The organism is Streptomyces sp. WM6378 (assembly GCF_001279695.1).
Classification (GTDB): domain Bacteria; phylum Actinomycetota; class Actinomycetes; order Streptomycetales; family Streptomycetaceae; genus Streptomyces.
On record NZ_LGDD01000293.1, the window covers coordinates 128,496 to 155,165 of the forward strand.

Sequence of the window (26,670 nt, forward strand, 5' to 3'; positions counted from 1 at the left end):
GTGCATGTCGTACTCGCCGGTGGGGGGACCGCCGGCCACATCGAGCCCGCGCTCGCCCTCGCGGACGCCCTGCGCAGGCAGGACCCCACCGTGGGGATCACGGCACTCGGTACGGAGAAGGGCCTGGAGACCCGGCTCGTGCCCGAGCGCGGCTACGAGCTCGCGCTCATCCCGGCCGTCCCGCTGCCCCGCAGGCCCACCCCTGAGCTGATCACCGTCCCCGGGCGGCTGCGCGGCACCATCAAGGCCGCCGAGCAGATCCTGGAGCGCACCAAGGCCGACTGCGTCGTCGGCTTCGGCGGCTACGTGGCGCTGCCCGGCTACCTCGCGGCCAAGCGGCTCGGGGTGCCGATCGTGGTCCACGAGGCCAACGCCCGGCCGGGCCTCGCCAACAAGATCGGCTCGCGGTACGCGGCCTCGGTGGCCGTCGCCACCCCGGACAGCAAGCTGCGCAACTCCCGCTACATCGGCATCCCGCTGCGCTACTCGATCGCGACCCTCGACCGGGCCCGGGTCCGCCCCGAGGCGCGCGCCGCGTTCGGGCTCGACCCCGGCCTTCCGACGCTGCTCGTCTCCGGCGGCTCGCAGGGCGCCCGGCGCCTGAACGAGGTCATCCAGCAGATCGCCCCGGTGCTCCAGCGCTCCGGAATCCAGATCCTGCACGCGGTCGGCCCGAAGAACGAACTGCCGCGTGTCGACAACATGCCCGGGATGCCGCCGTATGTCCCGGTACCGTACGTGGACCGGATGGATCTCGCGTACGCCGCGGCCGACATGATGCTCTGCCGCGCGGGCGCGATGACCGTCGCCGAACTCTCCGCCGTCGGGCTGCCCGCCGCCTACGTACCGTTGCCGATCGGCAACGGCGAACAGCGGCTGAACGCCCAGCCGGTGGTCAAGGCCGGCGGCGGCCTCCTCGTCGACGACGCCGAACTCACCCCGGAGTGGGTGCAGGGCAACGTCCTCCCGGTACTCGCCGACCCGCACCGGCTGTACGAGATGTCGCGCTCCGCCGCCGAGTTCGGGCGGCGCGACGCCGACCAACTCCTCGTGCAGATGGTGTACGAGGCCATCGCAGGACGCTGATCAACTGACGGAAGGCAGGGACCGTGGCCGGACAGGCGACCGCTCAGCGCGGTGGCGGACAGACCAAGAAGTCCGTGAAGTCCGGCTGGTCCGGCCCCCGTCCCCAGCGCGGCCGCCGCTTCCGGCTGCCCCGTCGTCGCGGCCTGATCGTCCTCGGCGTCGCCGCCGCGCTGCTCGGTGCGGGCGCCATCTGGGTGCTTTACGCCTCCACCTGGCTGCGCGTCGAGCACGTGAAGGCCACCGGGACGCAGGTTCTGACGCCCGATGAGGTGGAGGCGGCGGCCGCGGTGCCGATCGGTTCGCCGCTGATTTCCGTCGATACAGGCGCGATTGGGGCGCGATTGCGCCAGAAGCTGCCGCGTATCGACTCCGTCGAGGTGGTCCGTTCATGGCCGCACGGGATCGGTCTGAAAGTGACCGAACGCAAGCCCGCACTGGTCATGAAGAACGGCGCGAAGTTCGACGAAGTGGACGCGAAGGGTGTGCGTTTCGCCACCATCCAACAGCCCCTGGGCGGCGTCCCGCTGCTCGAATTGACCCCCTCGAAGTCCCCGAGCCAGCGGCGCTTCGGCACCGACCGGCTCGTCCTCGAAGCGGTACGCATCACGGGCGAACTCCCGCCCGCCGTCGCCAAGGAGACGCGTTCCGTCAAGATTTCCACGTACGACTCCGTCACGCTGGAGTTGACCGGCGGCCGCACCGTCCTGTGGGGAAGCGACGAGGAAGGTGAGCTGAAGGGACGTACCCTCAGTGCACTGATGAAAGCGCGGCCGAAGTCGGCCCGCTTCGATGTGAGCGCCCCCACCGCCCCTGCGGTATCGGGTAGTTGACGGACATATGCGCTGGCCAGCACCCTGGTTGGTCAGCGACACGGGTGATCACATAGGGTGAAAAGAAAAACGGGAGGTTCGGCGTGTTCGTTGAACGCGCGCCACTTGTCGACTTAGTGTCCTGTTCGGAAGAGTCCAGCGAACAGACACACTGGTAACCCTAAACTTCAACGTTAGGGTTCGGGCCGGCGATACGGACCGTCCCAATCGGCATTCGTCGTCACCTTGCGGCAACCGCGAAGTGACGACCCGTAACTCGAGGCGAGAGGCCTTCGACGTGGCAGCACCGCAGAACTACCTCGCAGTCATCAAGGTCATCGGTGTCGGCGGCGGTGGTGTCAATGCCATCAACCGAATGATCGAGGTCGGCCTCAAGGGCGTCGAGTTCATCGCGATCAACACTGACGCACAAGCACTGTTGATGAGCGACGCCGACGTCAAGCTCGACGTCGGCCGTGAACTCACCCGCGGTCTCGGGGCCGGAGCCAACCCGGCAGTCGGCCGCAAGGCGGCAGAGGACCACCGTGAGGAGATCGAGGAGGTCCTCAAGGGGGCCGACATGGTCTTCGTCACCGCCGGCGAAGGCGGCGGCACCGGCACCGGCGGCGCCCCCGTGGTCGCCAACATCGCGCGCTCCCTCGGCGCCCTGACGATCGGTGTGGTCACCCGCCCGTTCACCTTCGAGGGCCGGCGCCGGGCGAACCAGGCGGAGGACGGCATCGCCGAGCTCCGCGAAGAGGTCGACACCCTCATCGTCATCCCGAACGACCGGCTGCTCTCCATCTCCGACCGCCAGGTCAGCGTCCTGGACGCGTTCAAGTCCGCCGACCAGGTGCTGCTCAGCGGTGTCCAGGGCATCACGGACCTGATCACCACGCCGGGCCTGATCAACCTCGACTTCGCCGACGTCAAGTCGGTCATGTCGGAAGCCGGTTCGGCGCTCATGGGCATCGGCTCGGCCCGCGGCGACGACCGCGCGGTGGCTGCGGCCGAGATGGCGATCTCCTCGCCGCTCCTGGAAGCCTCCATCGACGGCGCCCGCGGCGTGCTCCTGTCCATCTCCGGCGGCTCGGACCTCGGCCTCTTCGAGATCAACGAGGCGGCCCAGCTGGTCAGCGAGGCCGCCCACCCCGAGGCCAACATCATCTTCGGCGCGGTCATCGACGATGCCCTCGGCGACGAGGTCCGCGTCACGGTCATCGCGGCCGGCTTCGACGGCGGACAGCCGCCGGCCCGCCGGGACAACGTGCTCAGCGCCTCCGCCGGCAAGCGCGACGAGCCCGCGCCTTCGCGCCCGTCCGAGGTGTCCCGCCCGCTCGGCGGACTCGGCACGGTCCGCGAGGAGCCGCCGGCCCCGGCCGCCCCGGTCGAGCCCGCCCCGGTCAACGAGGCCCCGGCCCCCTCGGCCATCCCGACGGCCCGCCCCTACCCGGACAGCCAGGCCGAAGAGCTGGACGTCCCGGACTTCCTCAAGTGACTGAAGTGACGTTTCGAAGCGATCTCTTGAAGTGATACGAGAGCAGGGCACTGTGAGCGGCGCGCACTTCGCCTTCACCGACCGGTGGGGCGGGGTGAGCGCCGTTCCGTACGAGGAGCTCAACCTCGGCGGCGCGGTCGGCGACGACCCCGCCTCGGTCCGCACCAACCGCGAGCTCGCCGCCGGGTCGCTCGGTCTTGACCCGGCCCGGGTGGTCTGGATGAACCAGGTGCACGGCCGCGAGGTCGCCGTCGTCGACGGCCCCTTCGGCCCGGGTGACGCGACCGCGGTGGACGCGGTGGTGACGGGCCGTCGCGACACCGCGCTCGCCGTACTCACCGCGGACTGCACCCCGGTCCTCCTCGCCGACCCGGTGGCGGGGGTCGCGGGCGCGGCCCACGCGGGCCGGCCGGGAATGGTGGCGGGCGTGGTGCCCGCCGCCGTCGAGGCGATGGTCTCGCTCGGCGCCGACCCGGCCCGGATCGTCGCCCGCACCGGCCCCGCCGTCTGCGGACGCTGTTACGAAGTGCCCGAGCGGATGCGGGCCGAGGTCGCCGAGGCCGAGCCCGCCGCCTGGTCCGAGACCAGCTGGGGCACGCCCGCCGTGGACGTCACCGCGGGGGTGCACGCACAACTGGCGGCCCTCGGCGTCACCGACGTCGAGGCCTCACCGGTCTGCACGCTCGAATCGCTCGACCACTTCTCGTACCGCCGCGACCGCACCACTGGGCGGCTCGCCGGATATGTCTGGCTGGACTGACGACTCATGACGGATCGCAAGACGGAACTCGCCGCGAACCTGGCACGGGTGGAGGAACGTATCGTCTCCGCCTGCGCCGCGGCCGGGCGCAAGCGGGCGGACGTGACCCTCATCGTGGTCACCAAGACCTACCCGGCGAGCGACGTGCGCCTGCTGCACGAGCTGGGCGTACGCCATGTCGCGGAGAACCGCGACCAGGACGCGGCCCCCAAGGCGGCGGCCTGTGCGGACCTCGACCTGACCTGGCACTTCGTGGGCCAGTTGCAGACCAACAAGGTTCGTTCTGTTGCTGGTTATGCCGATATGGTGCAGTCGATCGACCGGGCCAAGCTGATCGGCTCGCTCTCGACCGCGGCCGTCCGGGCCGGGCGGGAGCTGGGCTGCCTGATCCAGGTCGCCCTGGACGCCGAGTCCGGCGCGCGGGGCGAGCGCGGAGGCGTCGCCCCCGACGGAATCGAAGAGTTGGCCGCGCTGGTCGACCAGGCGCCCGGGCTCCGGCTCGACGGTCTGATGACGGTGGCGCCGCTGGCCGGTGAGTACGCCGGCCGGCAACGGGCCGCCTTCGAGCGGCTGCTGGAATTCTCATCCCGCCTGCGCGCGGACCATCCGGCTGCGAACATGGTGTCAGCAGGGATGAGTGCGGACCTCGAAGAGGCCGTTGCGGCCGGAGCGACACATGTACGCGTCGGAACGGCGGTACTCGGAGTCCGACCCCGGCTCGGGTAACGTCGCGAAGCAAGTCGGACCACAGCAGAAAATATGGTCATTCCCACTCTTCGGTGGGCAGACCGCGTGGATCGTGGGCCCTTGGTGACGCTGCCACTTGGCGACAGGAGCGATCCACCACAGAGCGGAGGAATCTGAGCATGGCCGGCGCGATGCGCAAGATGGCGGTCTACCTCGGCCTCGTGGAGGACGATGGGTACGACGGCCGGGGATTCGACCCCGACGACGATTTCGAGCCCGAGCCCGAACCGGAGCGCGACCGTCGGCGGCACCAGCCCCCGCACCAGTCCCCGCTCCAGGACGAACGGGACGAACCGGTACGAGCAACTCAGCCTCCGGCGCCGAGAGAACCGGTTCAGCTATCGGTAGAAAGCGGGCGTCCGGCGCGAATTGCACCCGTGGCGTCCATCACACCTGAACGTCCGAGCCTGGAGAAGAACGCACCGGTGATCATGCCCAAGGTCGTGTCCGAGCGGGAGCCGTACCGCATCACCACGCTGCACCCGCGGACCTACAACGAGGCCCGTACCATCGGGGAACACTTCCGCGAGGGCACCCCGGTGATCATGAATCTCACGGAGATGGACGACACCGACGCGAAGCGACTTGTCGACTTTGCCGCCGGACTCGTCTTCGGCCTGCACGGCAGCATTGAACGGGTGACGCAGAAGGTGTTCCTGCTGTCTCCTGCTAACGTCGATGTCACGGCGGAGGACAAGGCCCGCATCGCAGAGGGCGGATTCTTCAACCAGAGCTGAGACACGACACCGGGAACGAACCGGCCGGGAACGGGCCGGGGCTTGTGAAGCAAGGGGAGAGGGAAGCGCGAGATGGGCGTCGCACTACAGGTGGTCTACATCGCGCTGATGTGCTTCCTCATCGTGCTGATCTTCCGGCTCGTCATGGACTACGTCTTCCAGTTCGCCCGTTCATGGCAACCCGGCAAGGCGATGGTGGTCATTCTTGAGGCCACCTACACTGTCACCGATCCACCGCTCAAGCTTCTGCGGCGGTTCATTCCGCCGCTGCGTCTCGGGGGCGTGGCACTCGACCTGTCCTTCTTCGTTCTGATGATCATCGTCTACATCCTGATCAGCATCGTGGTCAGGTTGTGAACGATACGGTCCTGCCGACTGCCGACGACTACGTAGAGGTGAAGAAGAGATGCCGCTGACCCCCGAGGACGTGCGGAACAAGCAGTTCACGACGGTCCGCCTCCGAGAAGGCTATGACGAGGACGAGGTTGATGCCTTCCTCGACGAGGTCGAGTCGGAGCTGACGCGACTGCTGCGCGAGAACGAGGATCTGCGCGCCAAGCTGGCCGCCGCCACCCGCGCCGCCGCCCAGAACCAGCAGCAGGGCATGCGCAAGCAGGAGCCGCAGGACGGCCGAGGCCCGGGTGCCCCCGTGCCCGCCGCCATATCCGGTCCGCCGCAGGTCCAGCAGCAGCCGCAGATGGGTCCGCCCCAGCTGCCCAGCGGTGCGCCGCAGCTGCCCGCAGGACCTGGCGGCCACGGCCCGCAGGGCCAGCACGGCCCGGGCCAGATGGGCCAGGGCCCCATGGGTCAGGGTCCGATGGGCCAGAACCAGCTGGGTCAGGGCCCCATGGGCCAGAACCAGCTCGGTCAGGGCCCCATGGGCCAGATGGGTGGCCCCATGGGCGGCCACGGTCCGCAGATGGGACAGCCGGCCCAGGCTCCCGGTGGCGACAGCGCCGCCCGGGTGCTCTCGCTCGCGCAGCAGACCGCTGACCAGGCGATCGCGGAGGCCCGTTCCGAGGCCAACAAGATCGTCGGCGAGGCCCGGTCCCGTGCCGAGGGTCTGGAGCGCGACGCCCGTGCCAAGGCGGACGCCCTGGAGCGGGACGCGCAGGAAAAGCACCGCGTCGCGATGGGCTCCCTGGAGTCCGCCCGCGCCACGCTGGAGCGCAAGGTCGAGGACCTGCGCGGCTTCGAGCGCGAGTACCGCACGCGGCTGAAGTCCTACCTGGAGTCCCAGCTGCGTCAGCTGGAGACCCAGGCCGACGACTCGCTCGCGCCGCCGCGTACCCCGGCGACCGCGTCGCTGCCGCCGGCTCCGCAGATGAGCGGGTCCATGGCGTCGGCCGGTGCCGGTGCGATGGGGCACCCGATGGGTGGCCAGCCGTCCATGGGCGGCCAGCAGTCCATGCCGAGTGCGCCGTCCTACGGTGGTCAGCAGCAGATGTCGCCGGCGATGACACAGCCGATGGCGCCGGTGCGGCCGCAGGGGCCTTCGCCCATGCAGCAGGCTCCTTCGCCGATGCGCGGCTTCCTGATCGATGAGGACGACAACTGACGGGGTCTGCGCGCGTGACCCGCGCGTAGCCGTCGGCAGGCTGCGAGGGCCGGTACCGGGGTTTCCCCCTGGTACCGGCCCTTTGCCGTGCCCCTGGGCGGGGCGGCCGGCCGACTGCAGGTGGCGGGCGCTTGCGGCGGGCTTTGCCCCCACCCCGCCCCTTTCCGCTGTGACACTCTGCGGCTCCGCCGCGTGGCTCCGGGGGCGGGTTTGCGTCCGGGCAGGATGCGCCGGGGCTCCGCCCCGGACCCTGTTGGCCCCTCCCCGCCCCTTCCCTAAACCCTCCGGGGGAGAGTGCGTCGGCTGCGGGTCGTGCGTGGTTGCTCGCGCCCACGCGGCGGAGCCGCACAATGTCACAGCCTCGCGCCCCTGGGCAGAACCGGTGCGGGTCAGCATCAGCATCTTCAGCCCGTCCGGCGATCGAGGACGAGCGCCCTTCAGGCGCGAACGGGGTCCGGGGCGGAGCCCCGGAGCGGGGGCGCGGGGCGGCAGCCCCCGTCGGGGGTCTGGGGTCGCAGCCCCCAGGAAACGACCCTCCCCACCCCCACCCCCGGAGGGTCTCGGGAAGGGGCGGGGTGGGGGAGGCAAAACGCGACGGCCCGCCCCCGGGATTCCAGGGGCGGGCCGTCGGTGCGAGGGGGGCGCTACACCTTGCGCAGCCGGAAGGTCAGGGAGAGCGGCTCGTCCTTGAACTCCTCGCCGTACGTGGCGTCGGCAGACCCCGCCGCGTAGTCCGTCGCCAGGACCTCGTCCGCGATCAGGCCCGCGTGGGCCGTCAGGGCCGAGGTGACCTCCGGGTCTGTGGACTCCCAGCGCACCGCGATCCGGTCCGCCACGTCCAGGCCGCTGTTCTTGCGCGCCTCCTGGATCAGCCGGATCGCGTCACGGGCCAGGCCCGCAAGGCGCAGCTCCGGGGTGATCTCCAGGTCGAGGGCGACGGTCGCGCCGGAGTCCGAGGCCACCGACCAGCCCTCGCGGGGGGTCTCGGTGATGATGACCTCGTCGGGCGCCAGCGATACGGGCTCGCCGTTGACCTCGACCGACGCCGTGCCCGTGTCGCGCAGCGAGGCGGAAAGGGCCGCCGCGTCCGCCGCCGCCACCGCCTTCGCCACGTCCTGCACGCCCTTGCCGAACCGCTTGCCCAGGGCCCGGAAGTTGGCCTTCGCCGTGGTGTCGACCAGCGAGCCGCCGACCTCGGAGAGGGAGGCCAGGGAGGAGACGTTCAGTTCCTCCGTGATCTGTGCGTGCAGTTCGGTCGAGAGGGTCTCGAAGCCCGTCACCGCGACCAGGGCGCGCGAGAGCGGCTGGCGGGTCTTGACGCCCGACTCCGCGCGGGTGGCCCGGCCCAGCTCCACCAGGCGGCGTACCAGCGCCATCTGCTGTGAGAGGGCCGGGTCGATCGCCGCCGTGTCCGCCTTCGGCCAGGACGTGAGGTGGACGGACTCCGGGGCGTCCGGGGTCACCGGCACCACCATGTCCTGCCAGACGCGCTCGGTGATGAACGGCGTCAGCGGGGCCATCAGGCGGGTGACCGTCTCGACCACGTCGTGCAGGGTGCGAAGGGCCGCCTTGTCGCCCTGCCAGAAGCGGCGGCGCGAGCGGCGTACGTACCAGTTGGAGAGGTCGTCGACGAAGGAGGAGAGCAGCTTGCCCGCCTTCTGGGTGTCGTACGACTCCAGGGCCGAAGTGACGCCCTCCACAAGGGAGTTGAGCTCGCTCAGCAGCCAGCGGTCCAGGACCGTGCGGTCGGCCGGGGCCGGGTCCGCCGTGCTGGGCGCCCAGTTGGACGTACGGGCGTACAGGGCCTGGAAGGCGATCGTGTTCCAGTAGGTCAGGAGCGTCTTGCGGACGACCTCCTGGATCGTGCCGTGGCCCACCCGGCGCGCGGCCCACGGGGAGCCGCCGGCCGCCATGAACCAGCGCACCGCGTCGGCGCCGTGCTGGTCCATCAGCGGGATCGGCTGGAGGGTGTTGCCGAGGTGCTTGGACATCTTGCGGCCGTCCTCGGCCAGGATGTGGCCCAGGCACACGACGTTCTCGTAACTGGACTTGTCGAAGACCAGGGTGCCCACGGCCATCAGCGTGTAGAACCAGCCGCGGGTCTGGTCGATGGCCTCGCTGATGAACTGCGCCGGGTAGCGGGACTCGAAGAGCTCCTTGTTCCGGTGCGGGTAGCCGTACTGCGCGAACGGCATCGAACCCGAGTCGTACCAGGCGTCGATGACCTCCGGCACGCGCACCGCGGTCAGGGCGCAGCCTTCGTCGGTGCAGGGGAACGTCACGTCGTCGATGTACGGGCGGTGCGGGTCCAGGGCCGACTGGTCCGTGCCGGTCAGCTCGGTCAGCTCGGCGCGGGAGCCGACGCAGGTCAGGTGGCCCTCCTCGCAGCGCCAGATGGGCAGCGGGGTGCCCCAGTAGCGGTTGCGGGACAGCGCCCAGTCGATGTTGTTCTTCAGCCAGTCGCCGAAGCGGCCTTCCTTGACCGAGTCGGGGAACCAGTTGGTCTTCTCGTTCTCCCGCAGCATCGCGTCCTTGACGGCGGTGGTGCGGATGTACCAGGACGGCTGCGCGTAGTAGAGCAGCGCGGTGTGGCAGCGCCAGCAGTGCGGGTAGCTGTGCTCGTACGGGACGTGGCGGAAGAGGAGGCCGCGCTCCTTGAGGTCCTCCGTCAGCTTTTCGTCCGCCTTCTTGAAGAAGACGCCGCCGACCAGCGGGACGTCCTCCTCGAAGGTGCCGTCGGGGCGGACCGGGTTCACGACCGGAAGGCCGTACGCCTTGCAGACCAGGAGGTCGTCGGCGCCGAAGGCGGGGGACTGGTGGACCAGACCCGTACCGTCCTCGGTCGTGACGTAGTCGGCGTTCACCACGTAGTGGGCGGGCGCCGGGAACTCGACCAGCTCGAAGGGGCGCTGGTAGGTCCAGCGCTCCATCTCGGCGCCGGTGAACGACTGGCCGGTGGCCTCCCAGCCCTCGCCGAGCGCCTTCTCCAGGAGCGGCTCGGCCACGACCAGCTTCTCTTCGCCGTTCGTCGCGACGACGTACGTCACCTCGGGGTGGGCCGCGACCGCCGTGTTGGACACCAGGGTCCACGGGGTCGTCGTCCACACCAGGAGGGCCGCCTCGCCCGCGAGCGGGCCGCTGGTGAGGGGGAAGCGGACGAAGACGGAGGGGTCGACGACCGTCTCGTAGCCCTGCGCCAGCTCGTGGTCCGAGAGACCGGTGCCGCAGCGCGGGCACCAGGGGGCGACGCGGTGGTCCTGGGTGAGCAGGCCCTTGTTGAAGATCTCCTTCAGGGACCACCACACGGACTCGACGTACTGCGGGTCCATGGTGCGGTAGGCGTCGTCCAGGTCGACCCAGTAGCCCATCCGGGTCGTGAGGTCGGCGAAGGCGTCGGTGTGGCGGGTCACGGACTCGCGGCACTTGGCGTTGAACTCGGCGATGCCGTACGCCTCGATGTCCTTCTTGCCGTTGAAGCCGAGCTCCTTCTCGACCGCCAGCTCGACGGGCAGGCCGTGGCAGTCCCAGCCGGCCTTGCGGGCCACGTGGTAGCCCTGCATCGTGCGGAAGCGGGGGAAGACGTCCTTGAAGACGCGGGCCTCGATGTGGTGCGCGCCCGGCATGCCGTTGGCCGTGGGCGGGCCCTCGTAGAAGACCCACTCGGGGCGGCCCTCGGACTGTTCGAGGCTCTTGGCGAAGACCTTGGACCGCTCCCAGAAGTCGAGCACGGCGTGCTCAAGGGCGGGCAGGTCTACCTGGGCGGGCACCTGGCGGTACTGCGACATCCGTTCATCCTCCGGCGGATCGTCGTGCGGTTCCGTCGGAGGGACGAGAGGCGGCCCTCGTGGGGCGCTTCCCGCGGTACCACCCTCCTTGGCGGTGTGCGGAACACCGCCCCCTCATTGGGGTCGCGAAGCCGGTTCTACCGGACTCCCCGGTGGGGAGTCTTTCTTCCGGCGGCTCGGGGGTGATCTTCACCGCGCGCTCGCCTCCGGGCTCACACCGTCCCCGGATCGCTCTTGGCTGCGTACGCCGCTACTCGTCCCGTCCACGCCTCTCGCTGCGGCCAGTGTACGGGGCCCGGCGAAGGGCGGCCGACCGGTTTTCGCCGGACCGTGGCCGGGGGCGCGTACATGACCCGAATGGCCATACGGCTCCCGGCGGAGTCCGGCTCCGCCCGTCCGGCGGATTACCGGGCCGGGAGCTGGGCACAACGGATGCAGGTTCGTCTTGCCGCCGGTCCGGGGCGGGGCGAACCGGCGGCGTGCCCCGTTGCCGCGGGCCTGGGGTCGATTTATCGTCCCAGCACGATTCGCGTGCAAGATCACAATATGTGAAGGGGCCGCGGCCATGGTGGCGAAGAAGACCGCCGTAGAGACCACAACGGCGTCCAAGAGAGCCGGTGCCACACGTGCTGCCGCAGGTGCCACCACGGGCTCGGCGGCCAAGGACACGAACGGGAAGAAGAGCACCGCCGCCAAGAAGACGGCGGCGAAGAAGACCGCTGGTGCCAAGACCGCCAAGGCGGCCAAGGCTGCCGGGACCGCTTCGGCGAAGGCGGCCGAGGCCGAGGAGACGACGGCCGGGAAGGCAGCCGCCAAGGAGACGGCCGAGGCGGCGCCCGTCAAGAAGGCGGCCGACAAGACAGTCAAGAAGGCCGCGAAAAAGGCCGTCGCCAAGAAGGCCGCGGCCGGCAAGGCAACCGGGACGGCGCGGGCCGCGTCCGACAAGGCGACCGACAAGACGGCGCCGGCGAAGTCGGCCGGGGCGGGCGCCAAGAAGGCCGCGACCGCGGCCCAGAGGGCGGCTGCGGCCGCGGAAGAGACGGGAGCCAAAAAGGTGGTTGCGAAGAAGACTGCGGGAGGGGCAACGGCGGCCAGGGCCGCCGCGGCGTCGGCGGTGCCGGCGGCCCGTGCCGTCGCCACGACCGCCCCGGGGGAGCTTCCGGTCCGGCCCGGCGAGGACCCGTGGACCCCGGAGGAGGTCGCCGAGGCCCGTAACGAGCTGGCCAGTGAGGTGCTGCGGCTGCGCAGCGAGATCGCGGCCTCGGAGACGGCACTGAGCGGCCTGATGCGTGACTCGGGTGACGGGGCGGGCGACGACGACGCCGACACCGGGACCAAGAACATCACCCGCGAGCACGAGATGGCGCTCGCCGCCAACGCCCGCGAGACCCTGGAGCAGACCGAGCACGCCCTGGAGCGCCTGGACGCCGGGACGTACGGCTATTGCGAGGTCTGCGGGAAGCCGATCGGCAAGGCCCGGATGCAGGCGTTCCCGCGCGCCACCCTGTGCGTCGAGGACAAGCAGAAGCAGGAACGGCGGGGCTGACTCCGTACAGGTGTGCCGTACCCTCGTGCTCAGTCAGGCACCTAGTCGGTTGAGGGACTCACGTGGCAGAGGCGGAGCGCATCATCGGTACGCCGGATGTGGAAGGGGCCGACGAGCAGGCGGCCCCTGCCGAGCAGCCGAAGGGCAAGCGGAAGATCGCCGTGCTGTTCGCGGTGGCACTCTTCGCCTACCTTCTCGACCTCGGCAGCAAGATGCTCGTGGTGGCCAGGCTGGAGCACCACGAGCCGATCAAGGTCATCGGTGATCTGCTCCAGCTGAACGCGATCAGGAACGCGGGCGCCGCCTTCGGGATCGGCGAGGCGTTCACGGTGATCTTCACGATCATCGCGGCGACCGTGATCGTGGTGATCGCGCGGCTCGCGCGCAAGCTCTACAGCCTGCCGTGGGCGATCGCGCTCGGCCTGCTGCTCGGCGGTGCGCTCGGCAACCTCACCGACCGGATCTTCCGTTCGCCCGGCATCTTCGAGGGCGCGGTCGTCGACTTCATCGCCCCGAAGGGCTTCGCGGTCTTCAACCTCGCCGACTCGGCGATCGTGTGCGGCGGCATCCTGATCGTGATCCTCTCCTTCCGCGGCCTCGACCCGGACGGCACCGTCCACAAGGACTGAGCACCTCGCCCGGGGCCCCGGCGCCGGACGCGCGGCGGGGGATGTCGGTGGGGCAAGGCATACTCGACGGGTGAGCACGATTCCCGAGATCCGCACCCTGCCCGTTCCCGACGGCCTCGAAGGCGAGCGCGTCGACGCCGCCATCTCCCGCATGTTCGGGTTTTCCCGTACCAAGGCGGCCGAGCTTGCCGCGGCGGGGAAGGTCCAGGTCGACGGCGCCGTGGTCGGCAAGTCCGAGCGGGTGCACGGCGGGGCCTGGCTGGAGGTCGAGATGCCGCAGGCGGCGGCCCCCGTCCAGATCGTCGCAGAGCCCGTCGAGGGCATGGAGATCGTCCACGACGACGACGACATTGTCGTGATCATGAAGCCGGTGGGCGTCGCCGCCCACCCGAGCCCGGGCTGGACGGGCACCACGGTCATCGGCGGCCTCGCCGCGGCCGGTTACCGCATCTCCACCTCCGGCGCCGCCGAGCGTCAGGGCATCGTGCACCGCCTCGACGTCGGCACCTCCGGCCTGATGGTCGTCGCCAAGTCCGAGCGGGCCTACACCTCGCTCAAGGCGCAGTTCCGCGAGCGGGTCGTCGACAAGCGCTACCACGCGCTCGTGCAGGGCCACCCGGACCCGATGAGCGGCACCATCGACGCCCCGATCGGGCGCCACCCCAACCACGACTACAAGTGGGCCGTGACCGCCGAGGGCAAGCCGTCGGTCACGCACTACGACCTGATCGAGGCCTTCCGCGCCGCCTCGCTGCTCGACATCAAGCTGGAGACGGGCCGCACGCACCAGATCCGCGTGCACATGTCGGCCCACCGCCATCCCTGCGTCGGCGACCTCACCTACGGCGCCGACCCCACCATCGCCAAGCGCCTCAAGCTGACGCGCCAGTGGCTGCACGCGGTGCGCCTCGGCTTCGAGCACCCCTCCGACGGCCAGTGGGTCGAGTTCGAGAGCCAGTACCCGGAGGACCTCCAGTACGCCCTCGACGCGATCCGGGCCGAGAGCGAGTGACCGCCCACCGGGTCCGCATCGCCGAGGACGCCGCCGACCGGGAGGCCTGCTTCGCCGTTCGCAAGCAGGTGTTCGTGATCGAGCAGCAGGTCCCCGAGGACGTGGAGTACGACGCGTACGACGCGCGCGCCCTGCACGTCCTCGCCGAGGGAGACCAGGGGCCCCTCGGCACCGGGCGGCTCCTGTACGGGCCCGACGCGCTGCACAAGACCGGGGACGCGGGCGTCGGCTCGCTCGGCCGGCTCGCGGTCACCGCGGCGGCTCGCGGGCTCGGCGTGGGCGCGGCCCTGGTGCGCGCCATCGAGGACGCCGCCCGTGAGCGCGGCCTCACCGCGGTCGACCTGCACGCGCAGACGCAGGCGCTGGGCTTCTACGAGCGGCTCGGGTACGAGGCGTACGGCCCGGAGTTCCAGGACGCGGGGATCGAGCACCGCGCGATGCGGCGGGCGCTCCCGTAGCGCCGCTCTCCGAGCGCTTTGCCCCTCGGTGGGCGGTTCGGGCGGGTTGCGTGGCACGCTGGAGGCCTTGATCGTCCAGGCCGCCCAGGCCCGCACCGCCCCGGAGGGCATCCGTGGATCAGCTGGCCCTGCTGCTCGTGCTCCTTCTCGGCGCGGTGGTCACGGTCCCGTTGGGGGACCGCCTCGGGCTGCCCGCGCCGGTGCTCATGACGATCGGCGGGATCGTGATGGCGCTGCTGCCGTTCGTGCCGAACGTGGACGTCCCGCCGGAGTTCATCCTTCCGCTGGTGCTTCCGCCGCTGCTCTACGCCTCCGTGCAGCGCACTTCCTGGCGGCAGTTCACTGCCAACGTCCGGCCGATCCTCCTGCTCGCGGTGGCGCTGGTCTTCGTGACCACGGCCGCCGTCGCGGCCGTCGCCAGCTCCATCGTGCCGGGGCTGCCGATCGCCGCGGCCGTCGCGCTCGGCGCGCTCGTCGCACCGCCCGACCCGGTCGCCGCGACCGCGGTCGCGGGCTCGCTCGGGCTGCCGCGCCGCCTGGTGTCGATCCTGGAGGGCGAGGGCCTGTTCAACGACGTCACCGCGATCGTGCTCTACCACGTGGCGATCGCGGCGGCCGTGAGCGGGAGCTTCTCCTGGGCGTCGGCGGCCGGCGAACTGGTGCTGTCCGCCGTGGTCGCGGTCGTCGTCGGCCTCGCCCTCGGCTGGGCCGCCAACAAGCTGATGGGCCTGCTCGGCGACCCCACCCTCCAGATCGGGCTCACCCTCCTGGTCCCGTTCGTCGGCTACGTACTGGCCGAGGAGTTCGGCGGCTCCGGCGTGCTCGCCGTGCTGACCGTGGCGCTGTTCCTCGCCGAGCACACGATGGACGCCGACGACGTACAGGGCCGGCTCGCCGGGGCCACGTTCTGGCAGATCGTCGACACCCTGGTCACCGGCGTCGCGTTCGGCCTCATCGGGCTCGAACTCCACAACGTGTTCGGCACCGCGACCGGCCGCGAACTGCACATGTTCGGCTGGGCGGCGGCCGTGGTCGGCGTCGTCGTGGGCGTACGGCTGCTGTGGCTGCTGCCGGCGACCTGGCTCGCCAAGCGGCTGCACACCAAGCGCGACTACGACGAGGAGATCCCCACGTCCTGGCGGGAGACCATCGTCATGTGGTGGGCCGGGATGCGGGGCGTGGCCTCGGTGGCCCTCGCGCTCGCCATCCCGCTGAAGACGGACGACGGCTCGCCCTTCCCCGGCCGCGACGAGATCGTCTTCATCGCCTTCGCCGTGATCATGACCACCCTGGTCTTCCAGGGGCTCACCCTGCCCTGGCTGGTCAAGAAGCTGGGCGTACGGGCCGACACGGATGCCGAGCGCGTCCTGGAGCGGGACCTGGCGATCCGGGCCGCGAAGGCCGCGAAGCGGCGCCTGAAGGAGATCGAGGACGTCGAGGAGCTGCCCGAGGACGTCATGGAGCAGTTGCAGCGGCGGGCGTACGACGTGGGGGCGCGGATCAGTCCCGACATGATCGATGAAGAGCGGCGGGAGTCGTACGCCAAGCGGGTGGAGCGGCTCCGGGCCGTTCAGCGCATCCAGCGCGAGATGATGTCCGCGGCTCGGCACGAGGTGCTGTCCGCGCGCAGCGAGCCGGGAGCCGACCCGGAGATCGTGGACCGGGTGCTGCGGCAGCTGGACGTGCGCAGCCTGCGGTGACCCCGGGGGCGTGTCAGCCCGGCGGAGGGGACGGGGGCCGGTCCTGGGTCGTGATCCTCGGCAGCGCGTAGGGATGCTCCGCGTACAGCCACGCCACCATCTGCTCCCGGACCGTCACTCTCACCGTCCAGATGTCGTCCGCGTCCTTCGCCGTCACCGTCGCCCGCACCTGGATCGTGGACGGGGTCGTGTCCGTCACCGCGAGGGAGGAGTCGCGGCCGTCCCAGGCCGGGCACTCCTTCAGGATCAGGGCGAGGCGTTCGCGCATCAGGGGGAGCGGGGCCGAGTGGTCCAGGTGGAAGAAGACCGTGCCGGTCATCTGGGCGCCGCCGCGGGACCAGTTCTGGAAGGGCTTGCTGGTGAAGTACGAGACCGGCATGGTCAGGCGGCGCTCGTCCCAGGTGCGTACCGCGAGGAAGGTCAGCGTGATCTCCTCGACGACGCCCCACTCGCCGTCCACCACCACCGTGTCGCCGATCCGCACCATGTCGCCGAAGGCGATCTGGAGCCCCGCGAAGAGGTTGCCGAGCGTGGACTGCGCGGCCACACCGGCGACGATGCCCAGGATGCCCGCCGAGGCCAGCAGGGAGGTGCCCGCCGTGCGCATCGCGGGGAAGGTGAGCAGCATCGACGCGATGGCGACCACGGCGACGATCGCGCTGACCACCCGCTGGATCAGCGTGACCTGGGTGCGGACCCGGCGGACCCGGGCCGGATCGCGCGTCGAGGCCGCGTAACGGGTGTACGAGGACTCCACGACGGCCGTCGCGATCCGCACCACCAGCCAGGCGCTCGCGCCGATCAGGACCAGCGTCAGGGCCTGGCCGAGGCCCGCCTCGTGGTCCTGCACCGGCCGCCACTTGATCGCGTCGTACGAGCCGCGCAATATCGCGGTGAGCAGGACGAGGCGCAGCGGTATGCGGCAGCGCCGCAGCAGGCCCCACAGCGGGGTCTCGCGGTGCCGGGCGTCGGCTCTGCGCAGCAGCCGGTCGGCCAGCCACCCCACCACCAGCGTGAGCACGACCGAGCCGCCGATGACGATCAACGGACGCAGCACGTTCTCCATGCCTTCGACCGTAACTGGCACGATGGCCCCATGAACATCATGCTTTTCCATTCGGTCTACGGTCTGCGTCCCGCCGTACAGGAGGCGGCCGAGCGGCTGCGGGCCGCCGGCCACCAGGTGCACGTCCCCGACCTGTACGAAGGCCGCACCGTGGAGACCGTCGAGGAGGGCAGGGAGGTCAAGGACGAGATCGGCAAGGACGAGCTCCTGAAACGAGCCATTCTCGCCGCCGCCCCGTACTCCGAGCGCGGTCTCGTCTACGCCGGGTTCTCGCTCGGCGGTTCCATCGCGCAGACCCTGGCGCTCGGCGACGAGAGGGCCCGCGGCCTGCTGCTGCTCCACGGCACCTCGGACATGGCGGAGAACACGGCCGTGGACGAGCTGCCCGTCCAGCTGCACGTCGCCGACCCGGACCCGTTCGAGTCGGCGGACTGGCTCAATTCCTGGTACCTCCAGATGCAGCGGGCCGGCGCGGACGTGGAGATCTACCGCTACCCGGGCGCCGGTCACCTCTACACCGACCCGCAGCTCCCCGACTACGACGAGGCGGCCGCCGAGCTGACCTGGCGCACCGCCCTTGGCTTCCTCGACGGCCTGGCCGGCGAGTAGACGCGCGGAAACGCCGAACGGGCAGCGCGGACCCGGAGGTTCGCACTGCCCGTTCAACGGCTGTCGGGGGATCAGCCCTTGAGTGCCTTGTCGATCGCGGCCGTGAAGGAGGCCGGGTCGGACGGCGCGTTGTCCGAGCCGTCCGCGGTGATCTTCTTGCCGTCCATCTTCAGCGTGGGCGTGCCCTGGACGCCGCTCTTGTTGAACTTGTCCGACATGACCAGCGCCCACTTGTCGTAGGTGCCGTCCTTGACCGCCTTGTCGAAGGCCGCGTTGCCCTTGAGCGCCGGAACGGTGTCGGCGATCTGGATCAGGTAATCGCGGTCCTTGAACTTGTCGGTGGTCTCCTCGGGGTGGAACTTGGCCGAGTAGAGCGCCGACTTGTACTCCAGGAACGCCTCGGGGCTGACGTTCAGCGCGGCGCCGAGCGCGCTCAGCGCGGTCTTGGAGCCGGTGCCCGGGCTGCCGTTGTCGATGAACGTGGCACCGATGAACTGGATCTTGTACTTGCCCGCGTCGACGTCCTTCTTGATCGTCGGGCCGACGGCCTGCTCGAACTGCGAGCAGATCGGGCAGCGCGGGTCCTCGTACATCTCCAGGGTCTTCTTCGCGTCGGCCTTGCCGATGACGACGGTCGTGCCGTCGGTTCCCGAGTTGGCGGGCTTCACCAGCGTCTTGTCCTTGGCGGCCTCCCACGCGGTGGGCTTCATGGCCTGCATGATCGCGTAGCTGGCACCGCCCACGACGGCGAGGACGCCCACGGCGGACACGGCCACGATGATCTGCCGGCGGGTCTTGGCCTTCTTCGCCTCGCGCTCGCGCTCCGCTCGCAGCCGCTCGCGGGCGGCAGCCTTGTTGGCCTGGCTGTTGCGGGAACTCATGATCTTTTTCTCCGGATGGCAGGTGGGAAAGGTGACGGGGGACTGCTGTGCTCGGATCCCGGACCTCAGACGAGGCCGGGCGACGAGCAGGGCGGTCCCCTTCGTGCCACGGAGTGCACCAGGAGGCGAGTGCGCGACGGGCCGGGCCTGCCGTGCGCCGGGCGCGTGAGCGGGCGCTCGGCGCCGACAGCGGCGCGCACCACGGCGGCCGCGACGAGCAGCGGCCGGAACGCGAACGCGGCGACCGCGCGCAGCAGCCGGGCCAGCGCCGCCTCGCCCCGGCGCAGCCACAGGGCGGCGAGCAGTCCGACCGTCAGGTGGGCCGCGAGCAGCAGCCAGGGCACGGCCGGGCCCGGGTGGGTCAGCAGGGTGGCCGCATTCGCCGGGGCGCGCACCGCGCCCAGTGTGCCGCCGCCGCACAGCACGTCGAAGCCGACCGCGCGCAGGGCGCCCGCGACGGGCCCGCCGGCCGGGCCGTAACAGACGTGCTGGCCGGTGGTGAACAGGGTGTCGGCGGCCAGCTCCAGCGGGACGAGCGCCCCCGCGATCGCCCAGTAGCCGCGCTCGCGGCCGGCCAGCGCGTACGCGATGACGAACACCGCGCCGGCCGCCGCGGCCACCAGCGTGAGCGGCAGCGGGACCTGCGAGAGCAGCACGTGGGACGCGGCGGAGAGCGTCACGACGAGCGCCGTGAAAAGCGCCGCGCGTGCCGCTCTGAGCTGCGTCCCGGATATGTCCATCGCGGGTGAGTGTGCCATGTCCGGCCGTCTGCTGTGCCTAAGAGTTCGGTGAGACTGGGGACTGCTCGGCGGATCCCGCCCGGGGCGCGGGCACCCCGACGGCGAGCGGACCCGCCGGGCAGGCCCTAAAGACCCGGAATCCGACCGTTGCGGAACAGGTCGACGAAGATCTGGTGGTCGGCCCGGGCCCGCGCCCCGTAGGAGTGCGCGAAGTCGACGAGCAGGCCCGCGAAGCCCTCCTCGTCGGCGGCGATCGCCGCGTCGATGGCGCGCTCGGTGGAGAACGGCACCAGCTCGGAGTGGCCGCTCTCGTCGTCCGCCGCCGCGTGCATCGTGGCCGTGGCCCGGCCGAGGTCGGCGACGACCGCCGCGATCTCGTCGGGGTCGTCGACGTCCGACCAGTCCAGGTCCACCGCGTACGGCGAGACCTCGGCGACCAGCTGGCCCGCCCCGTCCAGCTCGGTCCAGCCCAGCCACGGGTCGGCGGCGGCCTGCAGCGCCCGCTGCGAGATCACCGTGCGGTGCCCCTCGTGCTCGAAGTAGCCGCGCACCGCCGGGTCCGTGATGTGCCGGGACACGGCCGGGGTCTGCGCCTGCTTGATGTAGATCACGACATCGTTCTCCAGGGCGTCGCTGTGCCCCTCCAGAAGGATGTTGTACGAGGGCAGACCGGCCGAGCCGATCCCGATCCCGCGGCGCCCGACGACGTCCTTCACGCGGTAGGAGTCGGGGCGGACCAGGCTCTCCTCGGGCAGCGTCTCCAGGTAGCCGTCGAAGGCGGCGAGGACCTTGTAGCGGGTCGCCGCGTCCAGCTCGATCGAGCCGTCTCCCTCGGTGAACCGGCGTTCGTACTCCCGGATCTCGGTCATCGAGTCGAGCAGCGCGAACCGGGTCCGGGCGCGGGCGTCGCGCAGCGCGCCGAGCAGCGGGCCCTCGGCCGTGTCCAGGGTGAACGGCGGCACCTCGTCGTCCTTGGCGCCCGAGGCGAGGGCGTGGATGCGCTCGCGGTAGGCGGCGGCGTAGGTGCGCACCAGGGAGGTGATCTGCTCGTCGCTGAACGCCTTGGTGTAGCCGATCAGGGCGAGCGAGGCGGCGAGCCGCTTGAGGTCCCAGGTGAAGGGGCCCACGTACGCCTCGTCGAAGTCGTTGACGTTGAAGATCAGGCGGCCGTTGGCGTCCATGTACGTGCCGAAGTTCTCGGCGTGCAGGTCGCCGTGGATCCAGACCCGGCCGGTGCGCTCGTCCAGGTAGGGGCCGCCGTGCTGTTCGCGCTCCAGGTCGGCGTAGAACAGGCAGGCCGTGCCCCGGTAGAAGGCGAACGCCGAGGCCGCCATCTTGCGGAACTTGACCCGGAAAGCGGCCGGGTCGGCGGCCAGCAGCTCGCCGAACGCGGTCTCGAAAACGGCGAGTATCTCTTCGCCGCGCGTCTCCGCGCTGGGCTGCGGGACCGACATCGCTGGGTGCCTCCTGGTGCGTACTGCCTGCGTCACGATCGGGACGGGGTGTGCCCCTTCCAACGCGCGACCGTACCTCGGAGTGCCCGCCCGCCGCCCGGCCACCGCCCCTCGTCGGGGCGCTTCGCGCCGCGGTTCCCCGCTCGGCTGTCAGCGGGGCGACGTAGACTCCAAGGCTGTCCCCCCGCTCCGCGAACCCCCTCTTGCCGTTGGAGGCCCCACCCGTGACTGGCACGTCCAAGACACCGTTCACGCACCTTCACGTCCACACCCAGTACTCGCTGCTGGACGGTGCCGCGCGGCTCAAGGACATGTTCGACGCCTGCAATGAGATGGGCATGACGCACATCGCCATGTCCGACCACGGCAACCTGCACGGTGCCTACGACTTCTTCCATTCGGCGAAGAAGGCGGGCGTCACGCCGATCATCGGCATCGAGGCGTACGTGGCCCCCGAGTCGCGGCGCAACAAGCGCAAGATCCAGTGGGGCCAGCCGCACCAGAAGCGCGACGACGTGTCCGGTTCGGGTGGTTATACGCACAAGACGATCTGGGCGCACAACAAGACGGGCCTGCACAACCTGTTCCGCCTGTCCTCGGACGCGTACGCCGAGGGCTGGCTGCAGAAGTGGCCGCGGATGGACAAGGAGACGATCTCGCAGTGGTCGGAGGGGCTGATCGCCTCCACCGGCTGCCCCTCCGGCGAGGTCCAGACGCGGCTGCGGCTCGGCCAGTTCGACGAGGCGGTGCAGGCGGCCTCCGACTACAAGGACATCTTCGGCGAGGGCAAGTACTTCCTGGAGCTGATGGACCACGGCATCGAGATCGAGCGCCGGGTCCGCGACGGGCTCCTGGAGATCGGCAAGAAGCTGGGCATCCCGCCGCTCGTCACCAACGACTCGCACTACACGTACGCCCACGAGGCGACCGCGCACGACGCCCTGCTCTGCATCCAGACCGGCAAGAACCTCTCGGACCCGGACCGCTTCCGCTTCGACGGCACGGGCTACTACCTCAAGTCCACCGAGGAGATGTACGCGGTGGACTCCTCGGACGCCTGGCAGGAAGGGTGCGCCAACACCCTCCTGGTCGCGCAGCAGATCGACACCGAGGGGATGTTCGCCGAGAAGAACCTGATGCCGAAGTTCGACATCCCCGAGGGATACACCGAGGTCACCTGGTTCCGCGAGGAGATCGCGCGCGGGATGAAGCGGCGCTACCCGTCAGGCGTCCCCGAGGACCGCCAGCGGCAGGTCGAGTACGAGATCGGGATCATCCTGGAGATGGGCTTCCCCGGGTACTTCCTCGTGGTCGCCGACTTCATCATGTGGGCCAAGAACAACGGCATCGCGGTCGGCCCCGGCCGCGGCTCCGCCGCCGGTTCGATCGTCGCGTACGCCATGGGCATCACCGACCTCGACCCGATCACGCACGGCCTGATCTTCGAGCGGTTCCTCAACCCCGAGCGCGTCTCCATGCCCGATGTCGACATCGACTTCGACGAGCGCAGGCGCGTCGAAGTGATCAGGTACGTGACGGAGAAGTACGGCTCCGACAAGGTCGCCATGATCGGCACCTACGGAAAGATCAAGGCGAAGAACGCCATCAAGGACTCCGCGCGGGTGCTCGGCTACCCGTACGCGATGGGCGACCGCCTCACCAAGGCGATGCCCGCCGACGTCCTCGGCAAGGGCATCGACCTCTCCGGCATCACCGACCCCAAGCACCCGCGCTACAGCGAGGCGGGCGAGATCCGGGCGATGTACGAGAACGAGCCGGACGTGAAGAAGGTCATCGACACCGCCAAGGGCGTCGAGGGCCTGGTCCGGCAGATGGGTGTGCACGCGGCCGGCGTGATCATGTCCAGCGAGCCGATCGTCGACCACGCCCCGATCTGGGTGCGGCACACCGACGGCGTCACCATCACGCAGTGGGACTACCCCCAGTGCGAGGCGCTCGGCCTGATCAAGATGGACTTCCTGGGCCTGCGCAACCTGACGATCATGGACGACGCCGTCAAGATGGTGAAGTCCAACAAGGGCATCGACCTGGAGCTCCTGGAGCTGCCGCTGGACGACCCGAAGACGTACCAGCTGCTCTGCCGCGGTGACACGCTGGGCGTGTTCCAGTTCGACGGCGGCCCGATGCGCTCGCTGCTCCGCCAGATGCAGCCCGACAACTTCGAGGACATTTCCGCCGTTTCGGCCCTGTACCGGCCGGGCCCGATGGGCATGAACTCGCATACGAACTATGCCGAGCGCAAGAACGGCCGCCAGGAGATCACGCCGATCCACCCGGAGCTCGAAGAGCCCCTGAAGGAGACGCTCGGTCTGACCTACGGCCTCATCGTGTACCAGGAGCAGGTACAGAAGGCCGCCCAGATCATCGCCGGGTACTCGCTCGGCGAGGCCGACATCCTGCGCCGCGTGATGGGCAAGAAGAAGCCCGAGGAGCTGGCGAAGAACTTCACCATCTTCCAGGCGGGCGCCAAGAAGAACGGCTTCTCGGACCAGGCGATCCAGGCCCTGTGGGACGTCCTGGTGCCGTTCGCCGGCTACGCGTTCAACAAGGCGCACTCCTCGGCGTACGGCCTGGTCACCTACTGGACCGCGTACCTGAAGGCCAACTACCCGGCCGAGTACATGGCAGCGCTGCTCACCTCGGTGAAGGACGACAAGGACAAGTCGGCCGTCTACCTCAACGAGTGCCGGCGCATGGGCATCAAGGTGCTGCCGCCGAACGTGAACGAGTCGGTGCACAACTTCGCCGCCCAGGGCGACGACGTGATCCTGTTCGGCCTGGAGGCCGTCCGCAACGTCGGTACGAACGTGGTCGACTCGATCATCCGCTCCCGCAAGGCGAAGGGGAAGTTCGCCTCCTTCCCCGACTACCTGGACAAGGTCGAGGCCGCCGCCTGCAACAAGCGCACCACGGAATCGCTCATCAAGGCGGGCGCCTTCGACACGATGGGCCACACCCGCAAGGGCCTGACCGCCCAGTTCGAGCCCATGATCGACAACGTGGTGCAGGTCAAGCGCAAGGAGGCCGAGGGCCAGTTCGACCTCTTCGGCGGCATGGACGAGGACAGCAGCGAGCCGGGCTTCGGCCTCGACGTCGAGTTCGGCGACGTGGAGTGGGAGAAGTCCTACCTGCTCGCCCAGGAGCGCGAGATGCTCGGCCTGTACGTCTCCGACCATCCGCTCTTCGGCCTGGAGCACGTCCTGTCCGACAAGGCGGACGCGGGCATCGGCCAGCTCACCGGCGGGGACTACGCGGACGGCTCGATCGTCACCATCGGCGGCATCATCTCGGGCCTCCAGCGCAAGATGACCAAGCAGGGCAACGCCTGGGCGATCGCCACCGTCGAAGACCTGGCCGGTTCCATCGAGTGCATGTTCTTCCCGGCCACCTACCAACTGGTCTCGACCCAGCTCGTCGAGGACGCCGTGGTGTTCGTCAAGGGACGCCTCGACAAGCGCGAGGACATTCCGCGCCTGGTCGCGATGGAGCTGATGGTCCCCGACCTGTCGTCGGCGGGCACCAACGCGCCGGTCGTCCTGACCATCCCCACGGTGAAGGTCACCCCGCCGATGGTCAGCAGGCTCGGCGAGATCCTGGGGCACCACAAGGGCAACACCGAGGTGCGGATCAAGCTCCAGGGGCCGCGCTCGACGACGGTGCTGCGGCTCGACCGGCACCGGGTCCAGCCGGATCCGGCCCTTTTCGGTGACCTGAAGGTGCTGCTCGGCCCGTCCTGCCTGGCCGGCTGACCTCCGAAGACGTTTCCGGTACGGGAAAGGGGCGCACCCATCGGTGCGCCCCTTCTTCTCGCAATGGCGGCTAGTTATGACCGAAGCGACGCTGGTGCTTACGGGCAACATCTGCCGGGCTGCCCTGGGCCTGCGACTGCGGCACGGCCTGGGACTCGAAGGCGGCGGACTTCGACTGCTCCTGTCCGCGCTCGGCGGCCTGGGAACGGTCCTGCTGACTGCCCGACTTGCGGTTCTTGTTCTTGGCCATGGTGCTGCCTCCTGTGGGGGAACTCGGGGCCAGGGCCGCTGTCAGACTCACACAGATGAACAAAGGGCGCATTTCGGATCATTACCGTGTGTGACGGAGAAGTGACCCGCCAATCCGCCACGCCGATGATCGAGTTCCGGTGCTCAACCCTTGCGCGGTCGGGCAGACTCGAAGGAAACCCGAAGTTCATTGGGTGATCTCCCGTACCCCCGCTCCTGTTATTTCTTTTTCTTCGGCTTTTCCGTTCCCGAAAGAGGGTGGAACGCATGGACCGCTGCGTCGTCCTGGTGGATGCCGGTTACCTGCTCGGTGCCGCCGCGAGTCTGCTGGCCGGGGAACCGGCCCGTTCCCGCATCACCGTCGACCATGCCGCCCTGATCCAGGGGCTGCGCGAGCGCGCTGAGGCCGACACCCAGCAGCCCTTGCTCCGCATCTACTGGTTCGACGGCGCCCCCGACCGGGTCCCGCAGCCCGAGCACCGCCGGCTGCGCGTGATGCCCAGGGTGACGGTCCGGCTCGGCGCGCTGACCCGCAGCGACGGCCGCTGGGCGCAGAAGGGCGTGGACGCCGCGATGCACGCAGAGCTGACCGAACTCGCCCGCAACCGCGCCTGCTCGGACGTGGTCCTGGTGACCGGCGACGGCGACCTGCTGCCGGGTCTGATGTCCGCGAAGGAACACGGTGTCGCCGTCCACCTGTGGGCCGTGCAGGCCGCCGACGGCGACTACAACCAGTCCGAGGACCTGGTCGCCGAGGCCGACGAGCGCCGGGTGCTCGACCGCGCCTGGATCACCCAGGCCGTCCGCGCCAGGGACCTCACCGGCATCTGCTCCCCGGCCCCCGCGCCCCGCCCCGAGATCGCCGCGATCCTCTCCGCGCCGCTGCCCGAATCCGCCCTCGCCGCCTCCGCCGAGCGGGCCGCCGAAGCCCAGGCCCCCTCCGTGCGCAACGGCACCGCGCCCCCCGAGGCCCCCGGTGAGAACGGCGCGGCGGTGCCCGCCCCGAGCGGCGTCAAGGGCGTACCGACGCCGAAGGACCTGGCCTCGCTGCGCGGGCCCGGCAGCGCCCCGGCCGCCCCCGCGCCCGCCTCGGCCGCCACCCTGCGCTGGTCGTCCGACAAAGGGTGGGTCGAGCGCCCCGGCGCGGCCCTCGGCGAGTCCCCCGAGACCGCCTCCCTGCCGACCCTGGCCCAGCTGACCAGCGCCGAGCAGCGCTGGGCCGACCGCGAGGAGGACATCACCACCGTCGGCGGCGACCCCTACGAAGTCGGCCAGGTCTTCGCCCGGCGCTGGATGGAACGCCTCCCCGAGCCCTCGCACGTACAGAAGCTCTCCACCATGTACCCGCGCATCCCGCACCGCATCGACGGTGAACTCCTGCGCTACGCCGCCCGGTTCGGCCTCCTCGCGCACAAGGACGACCAGATCGACGAGCACGACCGGTACGCGATCCGGGCCGGCTTCTGGCGCGAGATCGACGTCCGGGCCGCCGCCGAACGCCAGCCGGCCGGCGAGTAGCCCACGACAAGGGGGCGGCTTATGACCGCCCCCGGGGCCGGGTGGGTCCTTCGACCCC

At 70.2% G+C, this 26,670-nt stretch carries 22 protein-coding genes; 16 read left to right on the forward strand and 6 right to left on the reverse strand.

Annotated features, from left to right (window positions below; translation table 11 throughout):
• The 8 genes from murG (at position 1) to ADK54_RS24110 (ending at position 7,195) form a co-directional block, all read left to right on the forward strand.
• Positions 1-1,086: an undecaprenyldiphospho-muramoylpentapeptide beta-N-acetylglucosaminyltransferase gene (gene murG, locus ADK54_RS24075; protein ID WP_053727775.1), complete on the forward strand. Its 1,086-nt coding sequence runs from the start codon at positions 1-3 to the stop codon at positions 1,084-1,086.
• A 23-nt stretch (positions 1,087-1,109) separates the two neighbouring features.
• On the forward strand, positions 1,110-1,916 hold the full coding sequence (locus ADK54_RS24080; protein ID WP_053727776.1) for a cell division protein FtsQ/DivIB: 807 nt from the start codon (positions 1,110-1,112) through the stop codon (positions 1,914-1,916).
• A gap of 277 nt (positions 1,917-2,193) precedes the next feature.
• Positions 2,194-3,393, forward strand: coding sequence for a cell division protein FtsZ (gene ftsZ, locus ADK54_RS24085; RefSeq protein WP_053727777.1), 1,200 nt, complete (start codon positions 2,194-2,196; stop codon positions 3,391-3,393).
• Positions 3,394-3,445: 52 nt separating this feature from the next.
• The gene (gene pgeF, locus ADK54_RS24090; protein WP_420717361.1) at positions 3,446-4,153 is read left to right on the forward strand and encodes a peptidoglycan editing factor PgeF; all 708 of its coding nucleotides are present in this window, start codon (positions 3,446-3,448) and stop codon (positions 4,151-4,153) included.
• A 6-nt stretch (positions 4,154-4,159) separates the two neighbouring features.
• Positions 4,160-4,879 (forward strand): YggS family pyridoxal phosphate-dependent enzyme, encoded by a 720-nt coding sequence (locus ADK54_RS24095; RefSeq protein WP_053727779.1) that lies wholly within the window; start codon positions 4,160-4,162, stop codon positions 4,877-4,879.
• A gap of 140 nt (positions 4,880-5,019) precedes the next feature.
• Positions 5,020-5,637, forward strand: coding sequence for a cell division protein SepF (locus ADK54_RS24100; protein ID WP_053727780.1), 618 nt, complete (start codon positions 5,020-5,022; stop codon positions 5,635-5,637).
• Between the two features lie 72 nt (positions 5,638-5,709).
• Complete coding sequence (locus ADK54_RS24105) at positions 5,710-5,994, forward strand: YggT family protein (RefSeq protein ID WP_053727781.1); 285 nt, start codon at positions 5,710-5,712, stop codon at positions 5,992-5,994.
• 49 nt (positions 5,995-6,043) lie between these two features.
• A complete protein-coding gene (locus ADK54_RS24110; RefSeq protein ID WP_053727782.1) occupies positions 6,044-7,195 on the forward strand; it encodes a DivIVA domain-containing protein in 1,152 nt (383 codons plus the stop codon).
• 644 nt (positions 7,196-7,839) lie between these two features.
• On the opposite strand, the gene ileS is transcribed toward ADK54_RS24110, so the two are convergent.
• Positions 7,840-10,980 (reverse strand): isoleucine--tRNA ligase, encoded by a 3,141-nt coding sequence (ileS, locus tag ADK54_RS24115; RefSeq protein ID WP_053727783.1) that lies wholly within the window; start codon positions 10,978-10,980, stop codon positions 7,840-7,842.
• Positions 10,981-11,545: 565 nt separating this feature from the next.
• On the opposite strand from ileS, the gene ADK54_RS24120 reads away from it, so the two are divergent.
• The 5 genes from ADK54_RS24120 to ADK54_RS24140 all read left to right on the forward strand — a co-directional run bounded on the left by ADK54_RS24120 (position 11,546) and on the right by ADK54_RS24140 (position 16,325).
• Positions 11,546-12,526, forward strand: a complete 981-nt coding sequence (locus tag ADK54_RS24120) for a TraR/DksA family transcriptional regulator (protein ID WP_053727784.1) — start codon at positions 11,546-11,548, stop codon at positions 12,524-12,526.
• A gap of 62 nt (positions 12,527-12,588) precedes the next feature.
• Positions 12,589-13,155: a signal peptidase II gene (gene lspA, locus ADK54_RS24125; RefSeq protein WP_053727785.1), complete on the forward strand. Its 567-nt coding sequence runs from the start codon at positions 12,589-12,591 to the stop codon at positions 13,153-13,155.
• Positions 13,156-13,225: 70 nt separating this feature from the next.
• Complete coding sequence (locus ADK54_RS24130; RefSeq protein WP_053727786.1) at positions 13,226-14,167, forward strand: RluA family pseudouridine synthase; 942 nt, start codon at positions 13,226-13,228, stop codon at positions 14,165-14,167.
• Complete coding sequence (locus tag ADK54_RS24135) at positions 14,164-14,625, forward strand: GNAT family N-acetyltransferase (protein ID WP_053727787.1); 462 nt, start codon at positions 14,164-14,166, stop codon at positions 14,623-14,625. Before ADK54_RS24130 ends, ADK54_RS24135 begins: the two co-directional genes overlap by 4 nt.
• A gap of 113 nt (positions 14,626-14,738) precedes the next feature.
• Complete coding sequence (locus ADK54_RS24140; protein ID WP_053727788.1) at positions 14,739-16,325, forward strand: Na+/H+ antiporter; 1,587 nt, start codon at positions 14,739-14,741, stop codon at positions 16,323-16,325.
• 13 nt (positions 16,326-16,338) lie between these two features.
• Here ADK54_RS24140 and ADK54_RS24145 read toward each other — a convergent pair whose 3' ends face one another.
• Positions 16,339-17,391: a mechanosensitive ion channel family protein gene (locus ADK54_RS24145; RefSeq protein ID WP_053727789.1), complete on the reverse strand. Its 1,053-nt coding sequence runs from the start codon at positions 17,389-17,391 to the stop codon at positions 16,339-16,341.
• A gap of 30 nt (positions 17,392-17,421) precedes the next feature.
• Here ADK54_RS24145 and ADK54_RS24150 point away from each other — a divergent pair, with 30 nt between their 5' ends.
• On the forward strand, positions 17,422-18,000 hold the full coding sequence (locus ADK54_RS24150; RefSeq protein WP_053727790.1) for a dienelactone hydrolase family protein: 579 nt from the start codon (positions 17,422-17,424) through the stop codon (positions 17,998-18,000).
• 71 nt (positions 18,001-18,071) lie between these two features.
• Here ADK54_RS24150 and ADK54_RS24155 read toward each other — a convergent pair whose 3' ends face one another.
• From ADK54_RS24155 to ADK54_RS24165, 3 genes are all read right to left on the reverse strand, one after another.
• Positions 18,072-18,881 (reverse strand): thioredoxin domain-containing protein, encoded by an 810-nt coding sequence (locus ADK54_RS24155; protein ID WP_053727791.1) that lies wholly within the window; start codon positions 18,879-18,881, stop codon positions 18,072-18,074.
• A 65-nt stretch (positions 18,882-18,946) separates the two neighbouring features.
• Positions 18,947-19,621, reverse strand: a complete 675-nt coding sequence (locus ADK54_RS24160; RefSeq protein WP_053727792.1) for a hypothetical protein — start codon at positions 19,619-19,621, stop codon at positions 18,947-18,949.
• 125 nt (positions 19,622-19,746) lie between these two features.
• The gene (locus tag ADK54_RS24165) at positions 19,747-21,075 is read right to left on the reverse strand and encodes a DUF2252 domain-containing protein (protein ID WP_053727793.1); all 1,329 of its coding nucleotides are present in this window, start codon (positions 21,073-21,075) and stop codon (positions 19,747-19,749) included.
• Between the two features lie 224 nt (positions 21,076-21,299).
• Here ADK54_RS24165 and dnaE point away from each other — a divergent pair, with 224 nt between their 5' ends.
• Positions 21,300-24,845, forward strand: coding sequence for a DNA polymerase III subunit alpha (gene dnaE / locus ADK54_RS24170; RefSeq protein ID WP_199827024.1), 3,546 nt, complete (start codon positions 21,300-21,302; stop codon positions 24,843-24,845).
• A gap of 70 nt (positions 24,846-24,915) precedes the next feature.
• Here dnaE and ADK54_RS24175 read toward each other — a convergent pair whose 3' ends face one another.
• Positions 24,916-25,095 (reverse strand): hypothetical protein, encoded by a 180-nt coding sequence (locus ADK54_RS24175; protein WP_053727795.1) that lies wholly within the window; start codon positions 25,093-25,095, stop codon positions 24,916-24,918.
• A 266-nt stretch (positions 25,096-25,361) separates the two neighbouring features.
• Between ADK54_RS24175 and ADK54_RS24180 the strand changes: the two genes are divergently transcribed.
• Positions 25,362-26,612, forward strand: coding sequence for an NYN domain-containing protein (locus ADK54_RS24180; protein ID WP_053727796.1), 1,251 nt, complete (start codon positions 25,362-25,364; stop codon positions 26,610-26,612).
• Positions 26,613-26,670 lie beyond the last annotated feature (58 nt).